This is a genomic window from Acidaminobacter sp. JC074, from assembly GCF_022496765.1.
In the GTDB taxonomy this organism is placed as follows: Bacteria; Bacillota; Clostridia; order Peptostreptococcales; family Acidaminobacteraceae; genus JABXKX01.
In genome coordinates this window covers 1-20,847 of record NZ_VANV01000035.1, presented here as the reverse complement: position 1 = coordinate 20,847, position 20,847 = coordinate 1, and the positions used below count along the sequence as shown (strand labels likewise).

The window sequence follows — 20,847 nt, the reverse complement described above, 5'->3', positions numbered from 1 at the left end:
ATGTATAAGTATGATTTAGACTCTGTAAAGAAGCTAAGCCAGGTAAAAGTCGATGAAGATATTGTACAAGTATCAAAAGCAATATTTCCAGGAACACATTGTCCTTTGTTTGGTTCATTGATGGTTGCTTCTTATATTAAAGATTTGGCAGTATTAAATATTGGAACTGAGGAGTGTACCTTTTATGGTAAGGATTTTGCACATAGAAGACAATCGGGAAACGATAATGTTTATTCAATGATTGCTACTAAAAGAGAGGTCACTTTCGGTTTTCAGGAAAAAATTGAACAGACAATTAGAGAGCTTGTCGCTAATGAAAAGCCAAAAGCACTACTTGTTATTTCAACATGTGTACTAGAGTTAATCGGTGAAGACGTTGAAGCTATTGTAGATGGTATGTCATCTGAAGTTGATATACCCATGTTTACAATAAAGACTGAGCATTTTAAATGTAACAGTCATATTCCAGGTATCAGTGATACACTGGAACATTTAACAAAATTGATGACTAAACAAGAAAAAGAAGAAAAGGCTGTGAATATACTCGGACATAGATACCAAGGTTTTGAATCAACAGAGCTCAATAGACTTTTAATAGAACATGGCATTAAAGTCAAAATGAGCATTCCTTCTCAAACAAGTGTTGATGATTTAAAAAAAGCACCGAGTGTATCTTTAAATATCGTGACAGATTTTTCTGCACTGGCACTAGCAGAAAGCATGAAAAAGAAGTTTGATATTCCTTTTGTAATGTTTGAAAAACTACTGTCTCCTGAAAAAATAGCAGATGCTTATAGACAATTGTCTCAAGTACTTGATTTGGATTTAGAAGATTTTATTATAGAGCAAATATCAGTGATTGAAGATGCCATGATTGAGACGCAATATACCATGAATAAGAAGACTTTTATATATGGTAATACACCTTTTAAAGCTTTGGAGTTATCAGCCTTTTTAAGTAAAATCGGTATGGTTCCAATATGGGTACAAATGAGAGAACTCTACAGTGATGATCATGATTTAAAAGAACAAGTCCTAGCTTTAGGTCATGATCCCAAAATCTCTAGAGTTGCCAATATTATACCAATGAGAATGGTTTATGATATAGAAAAACCTTATATGTATATTGGTCATGAAAATCCTATGGAGCTTATGCATAGAGGCATTAAACAGCTTACACTTGACAAAGAAGGTGCTGGACTTGGGTTTGAGTTGCCACTTTTAGTCATGAAAAAACTTGTTGATATATCTAAAGGTGGTTCTATGTCGATGATGAGAGGAGCGATGTGATGTCATATATTAAATATTTTCCTATACCTTCCGACAGAATGGGGGCTTTATGGACCTTAGAGTCTATAGAAGATATGGCTGTTGTCGAGTTTGGACCTGCAGGCACAACACATTTTGCAATTGAAGGTTTAATGAATCTCAATGGAGAATCCAAAGCTAAGGTGTTCACAACGCATATCACTGAGAGGGAGTTAACTTTCGGAGATACCACAAACTTAGAACGTGCCATTGTAGAAGTTGACATCACTCAAAAGCCTAAATATATTTTTGTTTTCAATTCCTCTTTAACATCTATTATAGGTATAGATATGGCAAGTGTATGTCATCATCTTCAGAATCAAACAAATGCAAAACTTGTTCCAGTTGAAACCGGTGGTTTTAAAGGTGACTATACTCTAGGCATAAGAGAGATGATGTTTACTCTAGCAAAAAACTTAGTTAAAGAAAAGACTGAATCAAAGAGAACTTACAATATTATTGGCTGTCAAATAGACGAGTATAACCATATAAGTGATCTTAAAGAAATCAAAAATATGATGAAGATGATTTTTGATTTGGAATGTCAAAGTGTATTTTCTCTTGGAAGTACAGTTGATCAAATTGAAACAGCAGCTAATGCAGCATTCAATATTGTCTTAAGATCTGAGGGTCTTAAAGCAGCTGAATACTTAAAAAAGACTTATGGCACACCCTATATTGCTATTAGACCATATGGTTATAAAGCTTCTATGTCTTTTATTAAAGAAATAGAAGCATTAGGTTATGAGTCCATGCCTAGTAAAGACCAAATGGTTTTAAAGAGAATTATTGGTCAATTTAGGAGAATGGAAAAAAGAAAGCTTTTGATTGCTGGTAATCTTGATGCTGTACAAGGCATGATTGAATATTTTTATGAACTTGGTTTTACAGAGGTAATCGGTTTAGTAAATCATAAGAGACCTAAGAAATCTTTAAAATCTATTCAAGATGATTTACTCTTTATGCTTTCAGATAGAGAAAAAGAAGTATTATTAGATTCTTTTAATCCTGATATTGTCTTAGGTGATGCTGTTCTTTGTCAATTAGCGAGTAATAGGGGAATTGTTAACAAGCAAGTAGCCAATCCAAACTTTGATCAAATTCTTTCATATGATGGCACACCATATCTAGGGATTAGAGGCGGACTGTATCTATCAGAGATGATGATGAATTTATTAAGCCAAGTGAGATTGAAAAAAATGAATGAAGATATTAGGTAGAATAGACCATCAGACTTGTGCTGATGGTTTTATTTCATATAAAAATAGAACAGACAAAAATACGTCTTGGGGTGAAAAAGTTACTTCGTTGGGTTGATAATGATTCTCATTCGATGTAATCTTTATACTGGTGGTGTTTGAGAATGAAAAAATATTTATTAGGAAGATTATTAACATTGATTTTGGTTTTGATAGGGATATCAGTTATAACATTTTTGTTAGCAAGTGTATCAAGTATTGATGCTGCTGAGGCATATGTAAGGATGCATAGTCAGTCGCCGACACAAGAGCAAATTGAAAGCATGAGACAAGAAATGGGTTTGAACAATCCTCTTCATGTCCAATACTTTGATTGGTTGAAAAAAGTTCTGAATTTAGATTTTGGTAAATCTTTAAGGACAAGAAACCCTGTTTATGATGAGTTTAAGAGTAGTTTAATGCCTACAGTTGTACTGGTAATTGTTACATTGATTATTTCGACAGCCTTAACGGTCATACTGGCTTTATTGGCCAGTTATTTTCAAAATGGCTTTGTTGACCAGATTATTCGAATCGTTAATTTAATAGGTATGAGTATGCCTAACTTTTGGTTGGGTTATATATTGTTGTTGATATTTGCAGTCAAACTCAAGCTGGTTCCAATAGTATCAACTTTTTCAGTAAAAGATGCTATATTACCAGCATTTACGCTTTCTATTCCCTATGTGGCCTCTAATGTGAGAATCCTCAGATCTTGTCTATTAGATAATATGCATCAAGATTTTGTCATGTATGCAAGGGCAAGAGGTTTATCAGAGACTAAAGTGATGGTTTCATATGTTTTGAAAAACTCACTTGCACCCATGGTGACCATATTTGGTCAATCTATAGGCTATCTCTTAGCAGGAACGGCGATTATTGAAAGTGTGTTTTCATGGCCTGGATTGGGGTCTTACATCTTGAAGTCGATCATGTCTAGGGATTTTCCTGTAATAAACTTGTATGTCTTATTTATGGCATTTGTATTCGTAATTTCTAATCTGATGGCAGATTTGATTAACATTATGATGAATCCCAAACTTAAAGAATCAATAGGAGAACTGTAATGAAGTCTTTGATATCCTTTGAACTAATAGTTGGACTTATTTTGATATTACTCCTTGTCTTTATAGTGATATTCGGTCCTTTATTGACCTCGCATGGTCCTAATGATGTTCATTTAGAAATGAAAAATCAAGGACCATCTGGTCATCATTATCTAGGTACAGATCACATGGGGCGATGTGTTTTTACAAGAATGGTCTATGGTTCTAGATATTCTGTTGGTATCTCCTTATTAACACTAACAGGTACTTTTGTTTTAAGTGTTTTATATGGCTTTTTAGCAGGTTATACCGGTGGTAAATTAGATGTGTTTTTATCTGGAATATGTGACCTGGCGATGGCTTTTCCGCCTATGGTAATTGTGTTATCATTGATGGGTTTATTTGCAACAAGTATCAAAGGTTTGATTATCGCTATTATGATTGCATCGTGGCCATGGTATGCCAAGATCATTAGGAGTGTGGTTATTGTCGAAAAGAACAAATCTTATGTGACAGCCGCACTTATTTCTGGGAGTGGACACTATAAAATCATTTATAAACATATATTGCCCAATATTTTGAATACAATTGTTGTTATGTATTTTACTGGAATCAGTAACATGATTTTAATGGTTTCAGGCTTTTCCTATCTTGGTATCGGTTTTTCTAGTGAAATTCCTGAATGGGGTGCCATGCTTTCTAGTGCGAAATCCTATATTTTTACAAGACCTGAGTTATTAATGATTCCTGGTTTTTGCATATTTGTGACGTCTCTAGGCTTCAACTTAATTGGTGAGTCTTTAAGAAATGGAGAAGGATAATGGAGCGTGTGTTGTTGTCAGTGCAAGGCTTAAGTGTAAGTGTTGATCATGAGCCTTTGATTAAAGATATTAATTTTGAGTTAAGACAAGGCGAAATAGTATCCATACTGGGTTTAAGTGGTTGTGGCAAGTCTTTAACTTGTAAAGCTATATTAAACCTCCTCAACAAAAGAGTTTTTGACATAGATGGTCTTGTTTCTTTTGAAAAAAAAGACATCTATGGACTTAGTAAAAAAGACATGTGTCAGCTAAGAAGTGATCTCTGTTTGATTATGCAAAATCCTTTAACTGCTTTTAATCCATTAACAAAAATAGGTAAACAGTTGATGGAAACCATGATTCTTCATAAAAAAGTGACCAAGAATCAAGCCGAAAATATCTTGAAAAAAGTATTATTAGAACTGAACTTAACCAATATTGATTGGATTTTTAACGCTTATCCACATACCCTAAGTGGTGGCATGCTTCAGAGGTTGATGATAGGACTTGCACTAGCTTTAGAACCGAAACTTATTATTGCTGATGAAATCACTTCATCTATTGATGCGGCGACTAAGAAGGCTGTACTGGAAGAGATATTAAGGATGAAAAAGCGTGGTATTAGTGTTTTATATGTATCTCATGATATCAATGAGGTTAGATACATATCAGATAGGATAATGGTTATGGAAAAAGGGCAGATAATTGAAGAAGGACATGTTGATCAAATCATGCTTGCTCCTAAGCATGCACATACAAAACTTTTGATGACCTCTTCTTTAACTCGTACATCATAGAAGGTGACAAATGATACATATAAAAAGTTTGAGAAAAACATATCAGAAAGTTCAAAACAATGGTAAAAAAAGTACCTTACATGCTTTGGATCAAGTGGACTTTGAGATTAAGTCTAATAGAATTTATGCCATTGTAGGTGAGAGCGGCTCAGGAAAATCAACTTTAGGAAAAATAATAAGTGGATTAGAATCACACGATGAAGGTTGTTTATATTACAAGGGGGATTTGGTAAGGAATAAGTCGTTCTTTTATCGTAAAAATATCAGACAAAACATTCAGTTGGTGCAACAGGATACCTACAGTGCTTTAAATCCCAAGATGACCATTTACCAATGTGTTTTGGAGCCTATCAAGAATTTTAGAAGACTGACATCAGAGGAAGAAAAAAGACTGGTATACAAACTGTTAGATCTTGTCGAGCTTGATGAATCTGTCATGTTTAAAAGGCCAAATCAATTAAGCGGTGGTCAACAAAAACGTGTCAATATTGCGAGAGCAATCGCATGTGAACCTGAACTTCTTATATTGGATGAAGCTACCAGTGGTCTAGATGTGGTTGTGAAGAAAAAAATTCTAGACTTGCTAAAGAAAATACAAAATGAAAAAAATTGCAGTATTTTGATGATTACACACGATATTGACGTAGCCATGTATATGTCGCATCATATATCAGTAATGAAAGACGGCAAGATACTCGAACAAGTTAATTTTGAAAATGATTTGAGTTGCTTTAATCATGCATATTCAAATGTTTTAATAGAAAGTACTTTTTTAGGATAAATAGGAGGGATTATGAAAAATAAGTTAATCGTATTAGTTGTGGTAGTGGCTATGTTATTTGTAGCCTGCTCAAGTGATACAGGTACAGGCAATGGTGGTTCAGTGGAATTGAATATTGGACATAACCAGGAGTTTATGAATTTTACGACTCATAATGGTGGTGACAATGGTTTCATTTGGTATGCTAGTAACTGCTATGAATCTTTGGTTTATGCAAGTGAAGAAGGGATTGTACCAGGTCTTGCAACTTCATGGGACGAAACCGATCATGATTTAACATTGCATTTAAGACAAGGCGTTAAGTTTATTGATGGCACCGACTTTAATGCTCAAGTTGTAAAAGGTAATATTGAAAATCTTCAACGTATTCAAGGACAAGCTGTATCTTTTATTGAACTTTTAAGTCAAATAAAGGAGATTGAAGTCGTAGATGACTACACGGTTAAGTTTACCTTTGATCACTATAGTAAAGTTTATTTAAAAGAACTGGCATCTCTATATCCATTTGGTATGATGTCACTTAATGCCTTTAACGCTGAGGGCTATACAGAAGAAGTTTATTCTGGTAAACCTTTAGGTACTGGTCCTTATCAATTATCAAACTATGAAACAGGCAAGTTTTATGAGTTTATGAAAAACCCAAATTACTGGGGGGAAGAAGCTACTTATGATAAGGTAACTATAAAAGTTATTCCAGATCAGGAATCTATGTCACTTGCATTAAGAACAGGTGAAATTGATATGGTATTTGGTTCTTACCAAGTCAATAATGTTATGTTCGATGAGTTTAAGAATGATGAAGGTTTTATAGCGACTGAATCAAATCGCATCAACAAGTCACATTATATAGCTTTGAATGCAAATGCCTTACCATTTGATGACAAACAGGTGCGTTATGCTGTAGATTATGCGATTGATAAGGATGCTATTTTTAAAAGTATTCTTAAAGAAAGAGGTAAGATTGCTCAAACTCACTTGAATCCAGAATTAGAGTATTGTCATATTTCGGTTGATGAGAGAAACTTTGATATTGAAATGGCGAAATCTTTGTTAGATGAAGCAGGTTGGCTCATGGATGCATCAGGTGTAAGAATGAAGGATGGTAATCCACTAGAGGTAAGTATCGTTTATATTAATGGTTCTAGTGCTTATAGTGATATTTCTTTGGCACTTCAATCGATGTTAAAAGAAATTGGTATGACTGTGTCTATTGAAGGCCTTGACATGATGACATGGTGGGGCAAAGTTATGTCAGGTGATTTTACCATTTCTTTAAACTCAACTATTGGTGTGCCTTATGATCCATATGTGGAGCTAAAATCAATGGTCAGTTTAAATACACATGCTGTTGGTATGGCAGGTAGTGAAGAAAAAGCTGTGATCGATAAAAAAATTGCAGAAATTTATCAAACCAACGATCCAGTAGAGCTACAATCAATATTTAATGTAGTTATTCAAACACTTCATGAAAGTGGTTGTGATCTTCCTATCTATCATGAAAAAGAACCTGTAGTTTTTAATGCTAATAAGATTAATGAAGTTAAGTTTACAGATACTGTAACATTCTTAACATTTGATAATGTTATTCTAAATTAGCAAAAGGAGAGACCCATGAACTCTATTACAATTAATACACCATTAGACTATTTTGAAGTTTTGACAGATAAAGATTTTTTTGATACGTCAACAAGTACAAATGATGTATATAGGCTGAATCCTAACTATGGACATGGTACAGTTGAGAGAGTGGTTCTTTCTGAGGGAGTAGAGCTTGCATTTATGGATATGACCTTTCATAAAGATGTCATCTACGAATATGAGATACCTGTGAAATTCTTTGAGTTTGCTTATTGCATTGAAGGTAGGTTAACATATGGTCATTACGATAGGGAGACACACATCACGATAAATCCAGGTGATACATTTTATTGGATTAATGGTTCTGACAAGGGATGGATCAAGTATCACAAAAATACTAGGTATAATATGATAGCTATTATCTATAGGGATTACTTCTTTAATGGTTTAGTTGAAAAATCAGATGAGATAAAGAAAATTATGTTTTCGACGGATAAAAAATCTTATACGGGCTTTATCAAGTCTTCTGAGTTGATACTATGTTTTAATCAAATTCTATTTTGCAAAGAGGAAGATAAATCGTTACATAAGTATATGTATCTTTATAGTAAAGTATATGAAATGGCAGCAATATTCTTGAAGGAAAATAAGACAATGCAACATATTAAATCATCCTTAAAGTTGTCAAAAGAAGATAAAGATAAGATTTTTGAAGCCAAGGAACTTGTAGAAAATAATTTAGTCAATCCTTATTCAATAGAAGATTTATCAAGAAAGGTTGGTCTCAACACATTCAAGTTGAAATCTGGATTTAAGGAAATGCATCAGAATACAGTCTTTGGTTATTTGAGAGTATGCAGAATGAAAAAGGCTAGACGATGTCTTGAGTGTTCAGATTGTACGGTTCTTGAAGTAGCAAATAAGGTAGGTTATTCAAATCCGAGTCATTTTTCTGTTGCTTTTAAAAAAATTTATGGTGTTTTCCCAAGTGAGTTACGAAATGGAGTTATAAAACTCCCTGATGGAGTTGAGAGTTGTTCTCAATGAAATGTATAATAAACACGGTCTAAGTAGCCGTGTTTATTTTTTATTGGTTTGAAACAAATGTTTCATGATAACGAAAGGCTCGATGCCTTGAGTTCTTATTGGAGGTTTTTATGAATCAAAGAATGGATTCTATCAAACGTGTCTTTGCACTTTGTAAAGCACAAAAGAGTAAGCTTACAATGTCTGTGATTTTTTCTATCATTGGCTTTTTATTGTCCCTTGTACCATTTTATATTGTGTATATGGTCATTAAAGCTTTGATAGCAGATATCTTGACCTTAAATCAGTTGACTCAGTATGCTGTCGTCGCTTTAATAACAATTGTCCTAAGAGTTTATATGCTAGCAAAATCAAGTGAGTATTCTCATATTGTTGCATTTAATGTGCTGTATAAACTCAGAAAGGATACATCAGAGAAAATTATGAGGCTGCCGCTTGGTTATTTTTCAGGTGTCAGTGCTGGGGTATTAAAGAAGACCATTAATGAAGATATCGAAAAACTAGAACTCTTTATTGCTCACAATATTCCAGAAATCAGCGGTGCTATTGTTACACCTGTTTTAACAACTATCTACATGTTTTTCATGGATTGGCGCATGGGCATAGCTGCAGTACTGATGATTCCTTTAATGTTTTTGGCCATGTCCTTATCATTTAAGGGGTCTGACACTTTAATGGTTGAGTATTATGAGTCTAGTAAGCAGATGAATGCCTCTATAGTTGAATATGTTGTAGGCATGCCGGTTATCAAAGCTTTTGGTAGGAGCATGTCTTCATATAAGAAGTTAACAGAGTATATTAGAAAGTACGCCAAGTTTGAATACGATTGGGGTGTTGCATCAACTCCATATATGACTATGGTCTCTATGATAGCAGAAATAGGTGTTATAACCATTTTCCCTGTAGGTCTTTATTTATCTTATAGGGGTATCTTAGAACCAGAAATGCTTCTTCTTTTTATACTACTAGGTATAGGTTATGCAGCGCCTTTAATGAAACTGATGATGTTTATGGGCATGTTTGGTCAGATATCAAAAGGTGAAGAAGCTATTCATGCACTACTAACTGAAAAGGAGTTGAATGCTAGTGGGCGTGAAAAAATTAGTGCTTACGATATTTCATTTGAAAATGTGACTTTTTCATATGATGAAAGAGTTATACTTGATGATTTGAGTATAAACTTTGAACCTGGTCAAATTACAGCTTTAATTGGGCCTTCTGGGGCCGGTAAAACTACCATAGGTCGACTAATTCCACGATTTTGGGATGTGGATATGGGTTCAATAAAAATTGGTGGCAAGAACATTAAATCTCTTGACAATCAAAATCTAATGGAAAATGTATCGTTTGTATTCCAAGATGTTTTCTTGTTTAACACATCGATTATGAACAATATTAGGATGGGAAAACCAAATGCTAGCGATGAGGAAGTTTATGCTGCTGCCAAACAGGCCCAGTGTCATGACTTTGTTTCTAAATTAGATGATGGTTATCAAACGCTAGTTGGAGAAAAAGCTGTTAAACTAAGTGGTGGTGAAAAACAGAGAATTGCACTTGCAAGAGCAATTCTAAAAGATGCTCCAATTGTTATATTCGATGAGGCCACATCGGCAGCCGATCCAGAAAACGAAGATAAAATTCAAGAAGCACTCAACAAACTTATAAAAGATAAAACTGTTATTGTAATCGCTCATAGATTATCTTCAATAACTGAAGCAAATAAGATTGTGATTATTGATTCTGGTAAAGCAGTAGCCCAAGGTAATCATAAATCACTCCTAGAGCAGTCAAAAATTTATCAAAATATGTGGTTTGCACATATTGGATCTGAGGAATGGTCAATCATGGGAGGTGAGAAGGTTGTATAAGAGTTTAAAGAACTTGTATAAAGAAAATCCTAGAATTCTTTATAATTCTATTATTTTAAACATTTTAGTAGGTATGGTGAATGGTCTACCCCTTGCGGTAATTTATTTTACAATCAGAGACATTATTGATGCATCTTTAACAAAAGAGAGTATGCTCCTTTATATTGGTAGTTTTCTTTTAGCTTGTTTTCTTGTATGGTTTGTTAGAAAAGTAGCGAGTAAAAAAATGACCTTGGATACCTACTTGTTCTTGGGTGAAAAAAGAATCTATCTAGGTGATCATATTAGGAAACTGTCTATGGGATTTTTCGGATCTAAAGATGCCAGCCAACTAGGTGCCATTATGACTCAAGATTTTGATTTTCTCGAGATGGCTGGGAATGTCTTATTGGAGAAGTACTACATGACGTCTATAGCATCAATGGTTGCCTTCTTATTCTTGTCATTTGTTAATTGGAAGTTAGCTCTTGTAACATTTTTAGGCGTTCCATTAGCACTTTATCTTATTATGAAAAGAGATGATGATGACTCTCAGGCAACCATAAAAAGACAAGAGATACAAGGTGAGTTATCAGCAAATACCATCGATTTTGTATCTGGTATAAAAGAAATCAAAGCATTTGGTAAAAGTGATGAGTCACTTAAAAACTATACAGATTCAATTCAAGCATTTAGAGATGTTAATCTTAGTCTTGTAGGTCTAAAAGGTCCAAAGGTCATGAAATTTAAGATGGCTATTTCAATTTGTATGCCCCTCGTTTTATTTCTTGGTATATATATGTATAAGTTTACAGAAGAGATATCTTTGCCGCTGGCTTTAATCTTTCTTCTAGTAAGCTTGAAAATCTATGTACCTTTAGAAGAGATTGGTGGCTATCAGGAAATTCTGTCCTTGATTCAGGCTTCTTTGGTCAGAGTGAATAAGATATTTTCTAAAGAGCCTTTAGATGAGAAAAATCTGGTTTCAAAGTTGAATAAGTTTGATGTTGAAGTTAGAGATGTGACTTTCTCATATGACCAGAAAGTTGTTCTAAATAATGTGTCGTTTAAGGTAAAAGAAAAATCTATGACAGCCCTAGTAGGGCATTCAGGTAGTGGAAAGACTACTGTGACCAATTTGATTGCTAGATTTTGGGATGTTAACAAGGGTCAAATTCTGGTTGGGGGTCATGATGTTAGAGACATCGAAAACAAGGAACTTTTGTCTCATATGTCTATGGTTTTTCAGGATGTATTTCTTTTCAATGATACCATTATGAACAACATCAAGTTTGCAAAAACAGAAGCCACTGATGAAGAGGTTTACTTAGCTGCACAAAAAGCTATGTGTCACGATTTTATAATGGCTTTACCTGATGGCTATCAAACAGTAGTAGGAGAAAATGGCAAGAAGTTATCAGGTGGTGAAAGGCAAAGAGTATCAATTGCAAGAGCTATATTAAAAGATGCTGAGATTATTCTTTTGGATGAAGCGACTGCCAACATTGATCCTGAAAACGAGGTTGTGATTCAGAAGGCTATTGATAAACTTGTTGAAAATAAGACAATCATAATTATTGCCCATAAGTTATCTACCATAAAAAATGCAGATCAAATTGTTGTCTTAGACCAAGGGGAAATTTCACAAATAGGTGTTCACGATGACTTAAAAGAAGTAGATGGTATTTACAGAAGCTACTGGTTACATAGAGAACAAGCAAATAAGTGGAAAATTGCAAATTAGTTAAGATTTATACGCCATGTTGGCGTATTTTCTTTTTATATGCTAAAAGTTATGTTAAACTTAATCGAGAATGATTATCAATTGATGAATGGAGGGAAAAATGAATCACGTCCAGAATACAAAAGTACCAGAAACGATGTATATTCCTTTAGTCAGCAGAATCTATACATCTGAAAAGTTTCCAAAAGTTTTGTATGATGAAATCGCATTAGATCTAAAGGAAAAACTTAACTTAGATCTTATATGGGATGCATCTAATGAATATGCACTTCTTGCATCTGCGACAAGAAGCTATCATATAGATAAATTTGTTGTTCAATTTCTAGATCAAAACCCTGGTGGCAACGTCATTAATATGGGGGCGGGTTTAGAAACTATCTTCTCTAGAATATCTAGCGTTAAAGGAAACTTTTATAACATAGATCTTAGAGAATCCATGGATATTAGAATGCAATTGATTGAAGATGGAGAATTTGAAAAGTCTGTAGAAGGTGATTTGTTTAGCGAGGATTGGATCAAACTAATCGATACATCTCTACCAACATTGATTGTTTATGCGGGTGTTTTTCAGTATTTTGAAGTTGACCAAATCAAAAACGTCTTAAAATGTACGTCTCAAGCTTTTAAACATGTAGAGGTTGTATTCGATTCGACCAATAAGGCCGGTTTGAAGTTTGCAAATGATTATGTTAAAAAGACAGGGAATCATAGTGCGGAAATGTTCTTCTACATAGAAAATATCCACGAATTTTGTTCAGATATCTCTGGACAGGCAAGAGTACTGGAAGTCATTGATTTTTATAAGGAGATTAGACCTATATTAAATGGTAAGATAAAAATTTCGACTTATATGATGATGTTCTTTTGCGATATTTTAAGAAGGGCCAGAATCTATCATTTGAAGTTATAAAATTGCATATGCACTATATTAGTAAACAAAGAAATGGAAAATGATTAAGTTTTATGTCAAAGGGTAAAGAGATGATAGATTTAGTCAGAAAGGATGAATAAATGAAAAATTTAAGAGTAAGAATAAAGCTTTTTTTAGGATTTGGTTTAATACTTATGATGATGATAGGTATTATATTGTTTTCAAACTATAACATCATTGCATTTGAGGAAGCAAATAATTGGAACATACATACATATAAGGTCTTAGACTTATTAGATGCCTCATTAGAATCCATGATTAATATGGAGACTGGTCAGAGAGGCTTTGCGTTAACAGGTGATGAATCTTTCTTAGAGCCCTTCGAAGGAGGCATGGCAGCTTTTGAAGAAAACATTGTAGCAGTAACAAAGTTAACCAGTGATAACCCAGAGCAACAGACACTACTAAAAGAAGCTAGGGATGCAGCTGAAGAATGGATATCCATAGCCAACACAAGTATTGACAAAAGAAGACAAGTTAATCAAGGTTCTATGACTATGGATCAGATTATTGCAGATGAAAAAGAGGCATATGGTAAAGCTTCAATGGACCATTTTAGGTCAATTATTGCGCAGAGTGTGGCAATGGAGCAAGTATTAATTGAAGAAAGAAATGATACGGCGGTTTCCTTGATGAACGTGACAAAGTCAGGTTTAATTATTAGTGGTATACTTGTTGCAATCGTATCAGTGGTTATTGCCCTTATTATCACTTCAGGTGTTGTAACGCCATTAAGAAAAATTGGAGATCATTTGAAATTGATGGCTGCTGGGGATTTAAAAACGGATGTACCTGATGAGTTAGTCACAAGAAAAGATGAAATCGGAGAACTATCACATTCTCTGTTAAAAATGAAGACTGATTTTCAGTATTTAATCAATAATGTGACAAATGTTGTAGGTGAAGTTGAAGTATCAACAGAGTCAGTAGCAAACATCGCAAAAGATGCCAATATTGCAACATCTGAAATTTCTAAATCAATAGAACAAGTAGCAATAGGGGCTTCATCACAAGTCTCATCAACGAGTATCATATCAAATAAAGTAGAAATGCTTGCTGATATCGTTAGAAATAGTAATGATGCAATACAAAGTGCTTTTAAGAGTTCTGAAAATGCAACTGAAATGAGTATCAAAGGTCAAGAAATAATGAGCAACTTAAACCTAAAGACTAAAGCTAACAATCTGAAGACAAAGGAAGTTAATAGTGCTATTATGGAAATGAATGCTTATGCCAATAATGCTGAATCTATTGTAGCCTTGATAGATAATATTTCTGAGCAAACTAATTTACTAGCTTTAAACGCAAGTATTGAAGCTGCTAGAGCAGGTGAAGCCGGTCGAGGTTTTGCGGTTGTTGCTGATGAAATAAGAGGTTTAGCTGAGGAAACATCTAGAGCAACAAATAACATAAGTAATCTAATACAAAATATCCAATGCAAGTCACAAAATAGTGTTGGTATAATTAGTGAAGTATTAGAAATTGTTGATGACCAGAATGAATCAATAAAAAATACAACTCTCATTTTTGACGAAACATCATCGGAAATTAATAAGCTTATGTCACATGTAAATATAGTTAAGGATTATTCACATCAGATTAATGTAAGTAATGAGGATATTTATTCTGCTGTAGAAGATATTTCGAGATTAACAGAAGATGCTTCAGCTTCAACAGAAGAGATATCTGCATCAGCACAGCAACAGCTTGCATCAATGTTTGAGCTAGCTTCACATTCTTCTGTTACCAAAGATCATGTAAGTAATTTAAGACGAGAGGTGTTTAAGTTTAAGATTTAAAAGGATGAACTTTTTACGAAACATATATAATACAAGACAATAAAGAAGCGGTTTAAAAACCGCTTCTTTATTCGTGGTCAATACATGGAAAGATGCTGTCTTTAACTTGACCCTTAAGCCAGGCCTTTGCAACTTCTTCTACGCTTCCAGAACACCCTCTTATTACTTCAATAGATTCTTTAGTGAGTTTACTAAGTGCGTTGCCGCCAAGGTTGTTTGTTAAGAGGACTTTTACATTCTCTGAAGCCAAGACACTTGCAATATTTGATCGGCAGCCACATCCTTTAGGTGCCTCAATTCTACTTTCTTCTATAATAAGTTTAGTATCTGTGTTTACTTTATAAACAGTAAAATATTCACAATGTCCAAAATGACCGTCTACAGAATTGTTACTAGTAGGTAATGCTATTTTCATCTTTTTCTCCTTTATAAAGCTTGTTTGATATAGTTAACTAAATGACTAAGACCTATAGGATTTTTATGTAAGTAAAGGTTAGGTTCAATCATTTCCAGTTCTAATAATAAGGGATTGTTTTCCTTATGCAAGTAATCAATTCTAACATAGGCCGTTTCGTCAGGTAGGTTAGAGATGATTTTTTGAATAAAAGCCATGTCACTTGCATCTACTTTGTCTGGTATATATTGACCACCATGATGTGTATGAACAAGAAAATTACCTTCAGCAGGTATTTTATTCATTGTAAAAACTATCTCGTTATTGATAACAACAGTGGATTTTTCACCAGAAGTTTCAATCGAGTCAATGTAAGGCTGTAACATGGCAGAAGATTCTTCTAAGATGCGACTAGAATACATGATAAGATCAGGATCATCTTTACTAAAACGAAAAGTATTTCTTCCACTTGCACTAACTGTTGGTTTTAATATTACCATTTCTGTACTAATGTTATCTAGAGCTGATGCTATGTCATTAGGACTAAATAGGAATTCTGTTTGAACAATAGGGATTCCTTTAATTGATAAATCATGGAGATATAGTTTGCTGCTGTTTTCTATTATTGTAGATAGGGGATTAATTAACTTGGTTTTTGAGCTAATACCTTGCATTGTTTCAAGAAACTCATCTACACGTTGATCATAATCCCAACAAGAACGAATAATAACCAAATCTGATTTCTCAAAATCATATTCTTTATTATCCCAGTTGATAATATCAACATAATAGTTTTCTTTTAATAGAGCTTTCTTTAAAGTGAGATCATCTACATGTTGATTTATTCGATAATATTCACTAACTAGAATCGTTATTCTTTTTTTCATGCAACCTCCTTATGATAATGATTATCAATTAAAATTGTATATTCAAATTTTATTTTTGTCAACGAACAAAGTAGCAAACTATATATTGTGAAATATATGTCATAAAGGCGAGTGATGGCAGGCAAAACTTTGGTGTGCTAGTCGATACAATTATGTAATCGTTGCAATTTTGAAAATGTGTATCGATAAATATGTTGAAATTTGAATGGTTTTCACTAGTTTTACTCTCAATTGATTTTTGCGAGTATATTACTAAGAAATGTTGAAAATATATTGACAAAATATCTATATGGGGCTATAATAACTTTGTTAACTCAGGGTAACTTTGCGAATGATTCTCATTTTGAAAGGAGTATACATGTCTTATAATGAATCCGCAGAAATGTATTTAGAGACAGTATACATTCTTGAAAAGAGTCATGGACATGCACATGGTACTGATGTAGCGAAAAAACTTGGTGTTTCAAAGGCAAGTGTTTCAAAAGCTATGAAACTCTTAAAAGAGAAAGGTCTTATTCACAAAGAAACTTATGGTACAATAACTTTAACGCCTAAAGGTTTAGAGTTATCAAAACAAATATATTATAATCATAGGATGATTTCGCTTTATTTAAAGGAGTCTTTGAAATTATCTGATCAAGAAGCTGCAGACAATGCATGCAGAATGGAACACATAATTTCTGAAAATATGCTAGAGTGTATAAGAAAATATCTGGAAGAAAAGCATATTGAGGTTTCTGAGTTGGAGGAGGAATGATATGGAAAATACTTTTTTTACAAAAGGCATTTTTAAGAAGATGGCAAAATCAGATGAAAAGAATGGCAAAATATCAGACCTATCAAGAGCAAAAATTAATACTATTTATGAAATAAAAGATATAAAGACTAACGATAGTGAAATTGAGAATTTTCTATTCACCTTGGGGTGTTATCCAGGTGAGAAAGTCGTTGTTATTTCAAGGTTAGCAGATAATTTTGTAATATCTGTTAAAGACGCTAGGTACAGTATTGATACTGAACTAGCAAAAGCTATTAAAATATAGCTTTTTATTTTGAATCAAAAGTTAACTGCGGTTAACTGTGATAGATGTTATCATTTATATGAGGTTATAGGAGGGAATTATGAAAATTGCACTTACGGGAAATCCCAATAGTGGAAAGACAACTTTGTTCAATGCCATCACTGGTAAGATTGAAAAAGTAGGTAACTGGGCTGGTGTTACCATAGAAAAAAAAGAAGGACCTATTAAGTCAAGTTTAAACAGTACAGCTAGAGATATTGTTGCAGTTGACTTGCCAGGTGCATATTCGATGTCACCATTTACATCGGAAGAGAACATCACTAGAGATTTCGTTAAAAACGAAAATCCTGATGTGATTGTAAACATTGTTGATGCTACAAATCTATCAAGATCTTTGTTTTTTACAACACAATTATTAGAACTTGATATTCCAGTGGTAGTTGCACTTAACAAGAGTGACCTTAATGTTAAGAAAGAGAACAGAATCAATGTTCAAAAGTTAAGCAAGGCTTTAGGTTGTCCAGTTATAGAAACAGTTTCTACGAAATCTTCAAATAACGGTTTGAATGAGCTGATCAGCAAGACGGTTGAAGTCTTAGGAAAAGGACAATCTGCTCCATTTGACGCAAAAGATGTTAATCATTCAGATGAAAAATCAGTAAGAGCTTCAGATGAAAGTAGATATTCATTTGTAAACAAGATTGTTACTGATGTAGAGAATAGAAAAACTAAGTCAAGCTCTCAAACGACGCAAGATGCTGCAGATAGAATTTTAGCACATAAGTGGTTAGGTTTACCTATCTTTGCCGTAATTATGTGGGCAGTATTTTCAATTTCACAAACACATGTAGGTCCATTAGTTGCTGATACTTTAGTAGGATGGATAGAAGGATTCCAGGGAGCTGTTGGTGAAGCACTAGGCGACTCAGTATCTCCAGTACTTTATGCTATTTTAGTTGATGGTATCATTGGTGGTGTTGGTGCTGTTGTTGGTTTCTTACCACTTATCATGGTATTATTCTTCTTACTTGCATTATTAGAAGATTGTGGTTATATGGCTCGTGTTGCTGTAATTATGGATAGATTCTTTAAAAAAGTTGGTTTATCAGGTAAGTCAATTATTCCAATGATTATTGGTACTGGTTGTGCAATCCCTGGTGTAATGGCAACAAGAACAATAAAGAATGAAAGACAGAGAAGAACAACTGCAATGTTAACACCATTTATGCCATGTGGTGCAAAGCTTCCTGTTATCGCTTTATTTGCAGGCGCTTTCTTTAACGAAGCGGCATGGGTTGGTACTTCAATGTACTTCTTAGGTATTTTCATAATTATTTTAGGAGCTTTAATCGTTGTTAGAATTACTGGCGAAAAGCATGCAAGAGAATTCTTTATCATGGAATTACCAGAATACAGAATGCCTAGCATTAAACGTGCTACTATCTCTATGTTATCTAGAGGTAAGGCTTTCATTATCAAAGCTGGTACAATTATCTTATTGTGTAACGCTGCTGTTCAAATCATGCAAACATTTAACTGGCAGTTCCAAGTAGTTGCTGAAGGTGCTGAAAACACTAGTATCCTTGCTTCAATTTCATCACCATTTGCATTCTTATTAATTCCATTAGGATTTGGTGTATGGCAATTAGCAGCAGCTGCAATCACTGGTTTTATTGCAAAAGAGAACGTTGTTGGTACTTTAGCAGTTGTATATGGTATTACTAACTTTATTGATACAGAAGCGTTAGAAATGACTGGTAGCGCTACGGATGTTGCAGGCGTTATGGGCCTAACTTCAGTTGCTGCACTTTCATATTTAGTATTCAACTTATTTACCCCTCCTTGTTTCGCAGCTATTGGTGCGATGAACTCTGAAATGGAGAACAAGAAATGGTTGTGGGGAGGCATAGGCTTCCAGTTTGGTATGGGTTATGTAGCAGCATTCTTAACTTATCAAATTGGTACACTTATTACAACAGGTACTTTTGGCACTGGTTTCGTTCCTGGATTAGTTGCAGTTGCGTTAATGATTGGAGCTGTGGTTGTTTTAGTTAGAAAAGGTGACCAAAAAGCCGCTAATAAATTAAAAGCTACAGCTTAGGAGAATATTATGGCAAATATAATTGTTAGTTTAATCATATTAGGAATATTGGGATTATCTATCACTAAGATAGTTATTGAAAAAAGAAAAGGTGTTAGATGCATTGGTTGTCCTCATAGTGGTACAGTAAGTAAGAACAATTGTAGTTGCGATGTAGTAGAGTTAGAATTAAATAAGAAGTAATAACTTTATTTAATAAGTATATAGACAATAAAAGCTAGCACAAAGTGCTGGCTTTTATTTGCGTATAATTCAAAATCATCATGTTCAATTATAGTTTAAACTCCTTAACCTTGTATTGTACATACCTAGTTGACACTTCTAAAGCTTTTGCAGTATCTGAGATATTGCCGTTGAATTGATTAAGTACCCAGGTCAGGTATTTGATTTCTGATTGAGTTTTATACTTTTTCATTGGAATGATTTCATTAAAATGAAAATGATTGCTGGTATGATTTGTAGCCTTAACTGAATGCATGATAGGCAGGCCGTCTCTTGTGATCATACCCTTGTCAGATAAAACAACCATCCTATCTATAAGGTTTTTGAGTTCACGAATATTACCAGGATAGGAATAGTTCATCAAGAAGTCTTTTGCCTCATCGCACATACCTGTCACTTCTATGTCATGTTCCTTTTGACTCTCTTTAAGCATGTAGTCAATTAAATCCTCAAGGTCTTCTTTTCTTTCTCTAAGAGATGGTACCCTGATCACAATGGTTGATATTCTGTAAAAGAAGTCTTCTCTAAACTTATGATTGGTGACTGCATCTGCCAGATCAATGTTGGTTGCAGTAATCAACCTAAAATCCACGTCGTGTTTAACATTAGAACCAATATGTTGAATTTTCTTGTTCTCTATTGTCCTCAGTAGCTTAATTTGTGTTAGAAGGCTCAAATCGCCGATTTCATCTAAAAACAAGGTCCCTTTATCAGCTGTTTCTATGATCCCTTTTTTAGATTTTAAGGCACCTGTAAAAGCCCCTTCTTCATAGCCAAAGAGTTCAGATTCTAGCAGTGATTCTGTATAAGAAGAACAGTTGACAGAAACCAGTGGACTGTCTTTTCTCTGACTGCAGTAGTGTATATATTTTGCAGCCACTTCTTTACCGGCACCTGATTCTCCTATCAAAAGGATATTAGAGTTTGACTTGGCTGCCTTTTCGCAGTAATAAAGCATTTTCAAGTACTGAGGATTGTTACTTTTTAAATGATATTTCTCATGGATATTCATAAAACCTCCCTAATAATTGTCAGCTAGCGTAAACTACTTTCAGTAGTTACACTGTTTAATCTATTGCAATTACTATATTTTCAAAAAAATATAGCAACCTCCCGTTTTCGTTGTATAATTTAAGCACCACACAAAAACAACAACTAAAAAACACGGAGTTTGCTATGCCTAAAATTATACTAGATTTAACTAAATTAATCCAATCTTTATATCAAATTATTTATTCTTTACTCGTCTTTATTGCTATGAACATCAAGTTGCCTGATATTAAGGATGAGACTAAAGCACCTTAT

General features: G+C 33.8%; 19 protein-coding genes. 16 read left to right on the top strand and 3 right to left on the bottom strand.

The features are described from left to right. From EZV73_RS26120 to EZV73_RS26065, 12 genes are all read left to right on the top strand, one after another. Complete coding sequence (locus EZV73_RS26120; protein WP_240843443.1) at positions 1 to 1,290, top strand: nitrogenase component 1; 1,290 nt, start codon at positions 1 to 3, stop codon at positions 1,288 to 1,290. Beyond that, positions 1,290 to 2,528 (top strand): nitrogenase component 1, encoded by a 1,239-nt coding sequence (locus EZV73_RS26115; protein ID WP_240843441.1) that lies wholly within the window; start codon positions 1,290 to 1,292, stop codon positions 2,526 to 2,528. The genes EZV73_RS26120 and EZV73_RS26115 overlap by 1 nt, the downstream gene beginning before the upstream one ends. A 143-nt stretch (positions 2,529 to 2,671) precedes the next feature. Continuing rightward, positions 2,672 to 3,613, top strand: coding sequence for an ABC transporter permease (locus tag EZV73_RS26110; protein WP_240843439.1), 942 nt, complete (start codon positions 2,672 to 2,674; stop codon positions 3,611 to 3,613). Next, complete coding sequence (locus EZV73_RS26105) at positions 3,613 to 4,413, top strand: ABC transporter permease (RefSeq protein WP_240843438.1); 801 nt, start codon at positions 3,613 to 3,615, stop codon at positions 4,411 to 4,413. Before EZV73_RS26110 ends, EZV73_RS26105 begins: the two co-directional genes overlap by 1 nt. Continuing rightward, positions 4,413 to 5,189, top strand: coding sequence for an ABC transporter ATP-binding protein (locus tag EZV73_RS26100; RefSeq protein WP_240843437.1), 777 nt, complete (start codon positions 4,413 to 4,415; stop codon positions 5,187 to 5,189). The genes EZV73_RS26105 and EZV73_RS26100 overlap by 1 nt, the downstream gene beginning before the upstream one ends. A gap of 10 nt (positions 5,190 to 5,199) precedes the next feature. Next, positions 5,200 to 5,970 (top strand): ABC transporter ATP-binding protein, encoded by a 771-nt coding sequence (locus EZV73_RS26095; RefSeq protein WP_240843436.1) that lies wholly within the window; start codon positions 5,200 to 5,202, stop codon positions 5,968 to 5,970. 12 nt (positions 5,971 to 5,982) lie between these two features. Continuing rightward, positions 5,983 to 7,566: an ABC transporter substrate-binding protein gene (locus tag EZV73_RS26090; protein ID WP_240843435.1), complete on the top strand. Its 1,584-nt coding sequence runs from the start codon at positions 5,983 to 5,985 to the stop codon at positions 7,564 to 7,566. Between the two features lie 15 nt (positions 7,567 to 7,581). Continuing rightward, entirely contained in the window at positions 7,582 to 8,595 is a 1,014-nt protein-coding gene (locus EZV73_RS26085; RefSeq protein WP_240843434.1) for an AraC family transcriptional regulator, read from the top strand. Positions 8,596 to 8,705: 110 nt separating this feature from the next. Next, positions 8,706 to 10,463, top strand: coding sequence for an ABC transporter ATP-binding protein (locus EZV73_RS26080; RefSeq protein ID WP_240843433.1), 1,758 nt, complete (start codon positions 8,706 to 8,708; stop codon positions 10,461 to 10,463). Further along, positions 10,456 to 12,186, top strand: coding sequence for an ABC transporter ATP-binding protein (locus EZV73_RS26075; RefSeq protein WP_240843431.1), 1,731 nt, complete (start codon positions 10,456 to 10,458; stop codon positions 12,184 to 12,186). Before EZV73_RS26080 ends, EZV73_RS26075 begins: the two co-directional genes overlap by 8 nt. Positions 12,187 to 12,286: 100 nt before the next feature. Then, on the top strand, positions 12,287 to 13,096 hold the full coding sequence (locus EZV73_RS26070) for a class I SAM-dependent methyltransferase (protein ID WP_240843429.1): 810 nt from the start codon (positions 12,287 to 12,289) through the stop codon (positions 13,094 to 13,096). 101 nt (positions 13,097 to 13,197) lie between these two features. Beyond that, on the top strand, positions 13,198 to 14,916 hold the full coding sequence (locus EZV73_RS26065; protein ID WP_240843428.1) for a methyl-accepting chemotaxis protein: 1,719 nt from the start codon (positions 13,198 to 13,200) through the stop codon (positions 14,914 to 14,916). A gap of 67 nt (positions 14,917 to 14,983) precedes the next feature. On the opposite strand, the gene EZV73_RS26060 is transcribed toward EZV73_RS26065, so the two are convergent. Both EZV73_RS26060 and EZV73_RS26055 read right to left on the bottom strand, forming a co-directional pair. Next, the gene (locus EZV73_RS26060; protein ID WP_240843427.1) at positions 14,984 to 15,331 is read right to left on the bottom strand and encodes a NifB/NifX family molybdenum-iron cluster-binding protein; all 348 of its coding nucleotides are present in this window, start codon (positions 15,329 to 15,331) and stop codon (positions 14,984 to 14,986) included. 11 nt (positions 15,332 to 15,342) lie between these two features. Further along, positions 15,343 to 16,197 (bottom strand): RimK family alpha-L-glutamate ligase, encoded by an 855-nt coding sequence (locus tag EZV73_RS26055; RefSeq protein ID WP_240843426.1) that lies wholly within the window; start codon positions 16,195 to 16,197, stop codon positions 15,343 to 15,345. Positions 16,198 to 16,555: 358 nt separating this feature from the next. On the opposite strand from EZV73_RS26055, the gene EZV73_RS26050 reads away from it, so the two are divergent. The 4 genes from EZV73_RS26050 (at position 16,556) to EZV73_RS26035 (ending at position 19,503) form a co-directional block, all read left to right on the top strand. After that, positions 16,556 to 16,954, top strand: a complete 399-nt coding sequence (locus EZV73_RS26050) for a metal-dependent transcriptional regulator (RefSeq protein ID WP_240843425.1) — start codon at positions 16,556 to 16,558, stop codon at positions 16,952 to 16,954. A gap of 1 nt (position 16,955) precedes the next feature. Beyond that, positions 16,956 to 17,240: a FeoA family protein gene (locus EZV73_RS26045; RefSeq protein ID WP_330637252.1), complete on the top strand. Its 285-nt coding sequence runs from the start codon at positions 16,956 to 16,958 to the stop codon at positions 17,238 to 17,240. A gap of 79 nt (positions 17,241 to 17,319) precedes the next feature. Next, positions 17,320 to 19,320: a ferrous iron transport protein B gene (feoB, locus tag EZV73_RS26040; protein WP_240843424.1), complete on the top strand. Its 2,001-nt coding sequence runs from the start codon at positions 17,320 to 17,322 to the stop codon at positions 19,318 to 19,320. Positions 19,321 to 19,329: 9 nt separating this feature from the next. Next, a complete protein-coding gene (locus tag EZV73_RS26035) occupies positions 19,330 to 19,503 on the top strand; it encodes a FeoB-associated Cys-rich membrane protein (RefSeq protein ID WP_240843422.1) in 174 nt (57 codons plus the stop codon). 88 nt (positions 19,504 to 19,591) lie between these two features. On the opposite strand, the gene EZV73_RS26030 is transcribed toward EZV73_RS26035, so the two are convergent. After that, positions 19,592 to 20,554: a sigma-54-dependent Fis family transcriptional regulator gene (locus tag EZV73_RS26030; protein ID WP_240843421.1), complete on the bottom strand. Its 963-nt coding sequence runs from the start codon at positions 20,552 to 20,554 to the stop codon at positions 19,592 to 19,594. Positions 20,555 to 20,847 lie beyond the last annotated feature (293 nt).